Below are 6,729 nucleotides of genomic sequence, written 5' to 3' on the forward strand. Positions count from 1 at the left end.
CGAGTTGCCGCATGCAATTGTCCCCAGGAGAAACGCATCTCTCGAGAGAAACTCTTCGTGACTGGCTCAACCCATTTGCTCGCATGCCCACTGTCTCCTATTAAGTAAAATCAGTCAGCGTCACAACTGGCGGCTGAAATGGCTGTAACTGCCCTGCCGCTTGTAGCGCTGTAACCTTATCAATAAAGATGTTGATCTCATCGTCAGACTTCACCGTGGTGAATTGACCAAAATCATACTGCCACCACCGCAACGCCAGCAGCCGCTGAATCGTGGCGAGGTCGAAGCGATATTTAACGATGCGGGCCGGATTGCCGGCCACAATCGCATACGGCGGCACATCCTTGGTAACCACTGCATTCGCTGCAACCACAGCACCATCGTTGACCGTAATCCCCGATGAAGCAAAAGTCACGTCCTGCCCGATCCACACATCGTTGCCAATGATTACTGGTAAGTCGACCACGGGTACCTCGTCGGCAGTTTCAAATTCAGTCGGGTGAGTCGCCAGATAGGCATTACGTGCCGTACTGTGCTGCTCATAGGTCACGCTGGACGTCGTAAACCGGTGAAGCGGATGATTGGCACCCATCCGGCTAACGCCCGTCGCAATCGACGTGTACCGCCCCACGATTGTATTTACCGGCAACACACTCCGTGAATAACTGAACGCGCCCATGGGATAGAGCCGCTCACCAACGGGAAACGTCGTGTAAGGCTCAAGCGAGACGTTATGACTTACTGTCAGCATAGTTCCCGGCGAAAAACGCACGTGCTGACCGTTGAGAAAGGTAAAAATCTGACGTTCACGGAGCAACGTCGCTACTTCTGGTGTAAACGGGACCAGCCGACGTCTATGCGTAACTTGATAGGTCAGTTTGTCCTGAAAAAATGTGACGCCTTGAATCACAGTAGCCATCTAAATCCCCCCAACTTACTGTCACCGCAACAAGGGGCACCACCCCAGGGGCTGGTGACTAATGTTCTTGCAAACTAGTCAGTAACGTCCGCCACTTTTCCGTGGTTACCGCCACCGTGTAACGCTTGGCGAGTCGCAAGCTGTTCTTCATGTAGGTCTTCTGCAGCTTGACATCACGCAGATACGAGCGCACCTTCCAGTAAAGAATGTCCACATTATCGCGTTCGACGAGGTTACCGTTAACGCCGTCTTCGATCATTTCGGTGGGGCCATAGCGAATATCATAACTAATGACAGGTACCGCAAAGCTCAAGGCTTCAAGAGTTGCCAGTGAAAAGCCCTCTTCATTGCTCGTCACCATTTCCAACGACGCTTGGGCATACTCTGCCGACAGATCCGTGACAAAGCCACGGAAGAAGACGTGTTTCACCAGATTATGTTCGGCCACGTAATCCCGCAATTGTTTCTCGTCAGCCTGACCGCCGAAACCAAACAGATGAAGTTCAACGTCAGGAAATTCATCGACTAAGCGTTCAACTACCTGGATCTGATGCAAGACCTGTTTTTCTGGCGAGAACCGCGCAACCCCAATGATCCTGTGGGGTTGCTTTTTTCGTAGACTAACTTTATTGGCCTGAATATACCCCACTGGAATCACGTCGATCGGTGGCAAGTTATCAAATCTGGCCAATAGATCCTGCTTTTGTAAGGTCGTTGAGACCACGAACCGATCGAACTTTTCTGGCTGTGACAGCGGTACTCGGTAGGAACTCTTCAGTTTGGAACCCACGACATCGGTCTGTTCGCGAGCATGCGTACTGTGAAAAACGGCACACACCTTAACGTTATCCGCCGTGTTCGCCATCGCCTGCCCGATATACCCGTTCTTATCGCAGAAATAAACGTCGCCATCCTCGTATAAAGTATTGAAGAAGAACGTCTGCAGTTCCTCCTCGGTGTCGAAGAACCAATCGCGTTGCTGAAAATCTTTCAGGATAATCCGCTTCAGAACGGTCTGCCCCTTAACCTCACGATAAGTCCGCTCAATTTTGACCTGACCTTCACGATTGTAAAAGATCTCGGCTTGCACCCGCTGCTGTTCTTTCAAATACTTAGTCTGACTCAAAAAGCCACGGGAGTCGTAGAGATCACGCTTAACCTTCTGGTGATCACTGTCGAAGTAGTTCACGTAATCCGGATGTTGATAAGCCTTATCACTGAAGTGAACGTAAGCTACATAGCGATCCTGCTCATCATATACACGGACGTCCGGGGCGATATCGACGAACTCTAGCCGAAAATGACAGGTCGTTTCCCAGTAGTCAACCCAATTCTTAGCCGGTGCTAACTGATCATCGGTAGCCTCTTGAAAGTAGTCATATAGTGTGAAGCACTGACCATCCAACCCAAACTTCGCCGCGTTGGCGTGAATCTTTGGATTGTATGTCGTATAGACACAGCGCGCAGACCACCCCGCGTCCACAAATAACTTGACTCGATTGACCTGAGCCTTCTCGATGCCGGTTAATTTAGCATTCAAATACGCACCCACAAAGTAATTCATCCTACTACCCCCAATTCGCGTGAACCGTTAAATTTCCCACGGATACTTGCCGTTTGCATCCTTTTTGGTATGTTTCATCATGTACTCTGTCTTTTCATCCATGCGCTTACGGGTCTTTTTCTTATTATGATGGCGCACGACCAAGACCACGATCCCCAACACGATATAAATGGACATTCGGATAAACATTTGAACTTTCTTATAGGCAAAAATATTCGCTAAGATAATCACTGGCCGCCGCCTCCTAATATTTGTAGTTGTAATAGTTAATCAAGCCTGACAGGAAATGCTCGCAATCATCGATTCGGGTACGGAAATGATCATTCCGGGTGAAGAAGCCCCCGTAGAACTTGCTTGGCCGGTAGAAGAACATCGCCACTTCTGGTTCAAAGGCACCAGTCACCAGCTCATGCTCTGCCCGGCGTTGCCATACTTCTCGCAAATGCTGGACATCGTATTTTTCCAGCAAGTCCTCGTTGTCCGTCCGCCGAATAACATCGATCAAGCGGACCGTCGCGTTCAACAGCTCCAGACGCGTTGGGTGTGGGCTGACTTGTGCCTCAATAAAGTCTAGATTACTGAAGGCATTCTGTAAGCCCATGGCCATGTAATCACGGTTGGTAGGAAACGCCTGTACGGCTTCGTTCGAAGCGTAGGCGATCCAATGATCATGGTACTTGCCAAAATCATTTTCAACCATGAAGTTCAGCGTCTGTTGCGCCTGTTGACCGATTTCAGCATCACCAGTTAATTCGAACAACCGAATCAGAGCGAAGGCAATCTCTCCCTCATAGTAGATAATTCGGAAGCTATCCTTGACCGTCAGATCAGGGTTCAAGACGTGATTAAAGCGTCCAGTTGGCTGGCGGAAAGCAACTACCCCGCGAAAGGCTTGGCGCGCCACCTTTTCAAACTGTGAATCCTTGGTGACCTCCTGGTACTTGCACAGGGCCAGAATCAGCATCGCTTGTGCACCAAGCTTAATTTCTGGCGTCCCATTCTTGGGGTGCTCAATGGCAAAACAAGCGTCGTCCTTGACCACAGTCAGATGTTCAATGCCCCATTGCAACGCGGTGCGGGCCTTCGTAATATCATCATCACTGCCGGTAGCAGCAATTGCTTCCATCAGTGCATAGATTGACGAGAAATGGCGGACACTATTGTAGTTGGTCAATACCCGTTGTATTGCTGGAAAGTAACCGTAAACAAATTTGCCATCGTCATCGATCTGGCGAGCAAGGTAGGCTTCCCCGGCCGTCAAATACGTCTGAATTTCTTGCTTGGGATTCTGTAGCAAACGGACCCCAGTTGTCCCGTCTTCACGTGTAGACAATGGCCAAATCTGTTGGCCATCAGTGAAGATACCTACCGTGTTGAAGCTCCAAATGTACTGACTGGCTGCCATATCTGGGACATCTTGCCCATCTCGTTCCTGCAGGTAGTCAGTAATCGCCTTAAAATCAATCCACATATCAGAAGCATTCTTACCAACTTGATGATCCTTACCTGGATGAAAGAATTCGTGGCCGTTGATTTCCATCTCAAGCAACGCCGTTTTTAAGTCCGGATCGAAGCTGACCCCACGCCGCCAGAAGTTCATACGGGTCATGACTTTTAAATCTTGTTGCAAGTCTGCTAATGGCCGTCGTTGAAGACTGTTGATTGTTTCAACCCGGATCCAAGAGTCTTGTGGTGCCGGCGCCAGGATTTCAGTGACTGTCTTCCACGCAAGATCCATACTAGTTGCCCGAATAAATGTCGTCTTCGCTCGGTGCCGTTTATCGGAGACAGACAGTGCCAGTGATACCTTACCCGTTGCTTGATCTTTAGTTGTTCCCTGCGCCATAAGCGCCTCACGAAGTTCCTTAATCACTGCCTTTTTCATGGATAGAACCGCCCCTCACCTTAATTATTTTTTCTAATATAAGAGTCCCCCCAGTTTGACCCAAAGGGGACCCGTCTGGATATATCAAGTATATCCACTTTTAAACCACTTTGTTACTATTTACTACTTTTGTGAGAACGATTGTTAATTGTCACCATGCTTCCCACCTTTGCCCCCGAAGTACCACCATGAGCCTCCAGTTACAGCTGCAATAGCTGCCAGGATGGAGCCCCAAAGTGTCAGGTTGTTCCCGTCGTTTTGCGAATCTTGACTGGAATCAGCACTGTCACCAGTTGATGGACTAGCAGCAGCTCCACTCTTCGAAGCATTGGACTTGTCAGTTGTCTTCTTGTCTGATGAATCGTTGGCCGAAGCCTTGTCATTAGTGTCAGAAGTTGGACTGGTCAAATTCGTTACAGCTGGTTGGGAACCGTTAGCAGTCGTTGGTGTTGCACTTGCTGCGTAACCCATGGGGGTTGCCGTAGCACCGATCGTTCCAGTAGTCGTCCCGGTACCAGTCGTCCCAGTACCTGTGCTACCAGTTGAGCCAGTAGTTGAACCAGCACCACCATTGCTTCCGCTACCGGTGCCAGAGCCACCGCCGTTTGAACCAGAGCCGTTGCCACCATTTGAACCAGAACCGCCATCAGCATCTGAATCGCTGTCAGAGTCTGATCCGCCTTCAGAGTCAGAATCGCCGTCGGAATCTGAATCACTATCGCTATCGGAATCCGAATCGCTGTCGGAATCGGAATCACTGTCGGAATCCGAATCGCTGTCGCTGTCAGAGTCGGAATCACTATCGCTATCGGAGTCACTATCAGAATCTGAATCGCTGTCTGAGTCTGAATCACTGTCTGAGTCGGAGTCACTGTCGCTATCTGAATCACTATCGGAATCTGAATCGCTGTCAGAGTCCGAGTCACTATCTGAATCCGAGTCACTATCTGAATCGGAATCACTGTCGGAATCCGAATCGCTGTCTGAGTCTGAGTCGCTATCGGAATCCGAATCGCTGTCTGAATCGGAGTCACTATCGGAGTCTGAATCACTATCGGAGTCGGAGTCACTATCAGAATCTGAGTCACTGTCGCTGTCAGAATCACTGTCGGAATCGGAGTCGCTGTCGGAGTCTGAATCACTATCGGAATCGGAATCACTGTCTGAGTCAGAATCACTGTCGCTATCTGAGTCACTGTCGGAGTCTGAATCACTATCGGAGTCCGAGTCGCTGTCGGAATCTGAATCGCTATCGGAGTCAGAATCACTGCCTGAGTCCGAATCGCTGTCGGAGTCAGAGTCGCTGTCGGAGTCAGAATCACTGTCGGAATCTGAGTCACTGTCGCTGTCGGAATCCGAGTCACTGTCGGAGTCAGAATCGCTGTCAGAATCTGAATCACTATCGGAATCCGAATCGCTGTCAGAATCTGAATCACTATCGGAATCGGAATCACTGTCGGAATCCGAATCGCTGTCGCTGTCTGAATCACTGTCGGAGTCTGAGTCACTGTCCGAGTCTGAGTCACTGTCCGAGTCTGAGTCACTATCGGAGTCGGAATCGCTGTCAGAATCCGAGTCACTGTCGGAGTCCGAATCACTGTCTGAGTCCGAATCGCTGTCGGAATCGGAGTCGCTGTCAGAATCCGAGTCACTGTCGGAGTCCGAATCGCTGTCGGAGTCAGAATCACTGTCAGAATCGGAATCACTGTCGGAGTCTGAATCACTATCGGAATCGGAGTCGCTGTCGGAGTCTGAATCACTGTCGGAGTCCGAGTCGCTGTCGGAGTCTGAATCACTGTCAGAATCGGAATCACTATCAGAATCGGAATCACTGTCGGAGTCCGAATCGCTGTCTGAGTCCGAATCACTATCGGAATCACTGTCTGAGTCCGAATCACTGTCGGAATCTGAATCACTGTCGCTGTCGGAGTCACTGTCGCTGTCAGAATCACTGTCGGAATCGGAGTCGCTATCGGAATCCGAGTCACTATCGGAATCCGAGTCACTGTCCGAGTCGGAGTCACTATCGGAGTCGGAATCGCTGTCGGAGTCAGAATCACTGTCGGAATCCGAGTCACTATCGGAATCGGAGTCACTGTCCGAGTCTGAGTCACTATCAGAATCCGAATCGCTGTCGGAGTCAGAATCACTGTCGCTATCTGAGTCGCTGTCGCTATCTGAGTCACTGTCGGAGTCGGAGTCACTGTCGCTGTCAGAGTCACTATCGCTATCCGAGTCGCTATCGCTATCGGAATCACTGTCAGAGTCTGAATCACTGTCTGAGTCAGAATCACTGTCGGAATCGGAGTCGCTATCGCTATCGGAATCACTATCAGAGTCTGAGTCGCTGTCGGAGTCAGA

4 protein-coding genes and 1 pseudogene are annotated in these 6,729 nt (G+C 50.0%); all 5 read right to left on the minus strand.

Annotated elements, in window-relative coordinates:
- Window positions 1–100: 100 nt before the first annotated feature.
- A complete protein-coding gene (locus EKM73_RS13000) occupies window positions 101–919 on the minus strand; it encodes a CatB-related O-acetyltransferase (RefSeq protein ID WP_125700098.1) in 819 nt (272 codons plus the stop codon).
- A gap of 58 nt (window positions 920–977) precedes the next feature.
- Window positions 978–2,483 carry a glycosyltransferase gene (locus EKM73_RS00745; RefSeq protein ID WP_125700099.1) on the minus strand — a complete coding sequence of 502 codons (1,506 nt, stop codon included), beginning with the start codon at window positions 2,481–2,483 and terminating at the stop codon, window positions 978–980.
- Between the two features lie 27 nt (window positions 2,484–2,510).
- Window positions 2,511–2,714 (minus strand): hypothetical protein, encoded by a 204-nt coding sequence (locus EKM73_RS00750; protein WP_020088831.1) that lies wholly within the window; start codon window positions 2,712–2,714, stop codon window positions 2,511–2,513.
- 13 nt (window positions 2,715–2,727) lie between these two features.
- Entirely contained in the window at window positions 2,728–4,368 is a 1,641-nt protein-coding gene (locus EKM73_RS00755) for a glycosyl transferase family 1 (protein WP_125700100.1), read from the minus strand.
- Window positions 4,369–4,512: 144 nt separating this feature from the next.
- Window positions 4,513–6,729, minus strand: a pseudogene (locus tag EKM73_RS00760) (serine-rich repeat glycoprotein adhesin); the annotation flags it as partial.

Origin of the sequence: Levilactobacillus fuyuanensis (assembly GCF_003946395.1) — a bacterium.
Lineage (GTDB): Bacteria > Bacillota > Bacilli > Lactobacillales > Lactobacillaceae > Levilactobacillus > Levilactobacillus fuyuanensis.

Bases quoted from the DNA above. Each gene is read 5' to 3' on its own strand.
- EKM73_RS13000 (WP_125700098.1), bottom strand. From the start codon at position 919: ATGGCTACTGTGATTCAAGGCGTCACATTTTTTCAGGACAAACTGACC.
- EKM73_RS00745 (WP_125700099.1), bottom strand. From the start codon at position 2,483: ATGAATTACTTTGTGGGTGCGTATTTGAATGCTAAATTAACCGGCATC.
- EKM73_RS00755 (WP_125700100.1), bottom strand. From the start codon at position 4,368: ATGAAAAAGGCAGTGATTAAGGAACTTCGTGAGGCGCTTATGGCGCAG.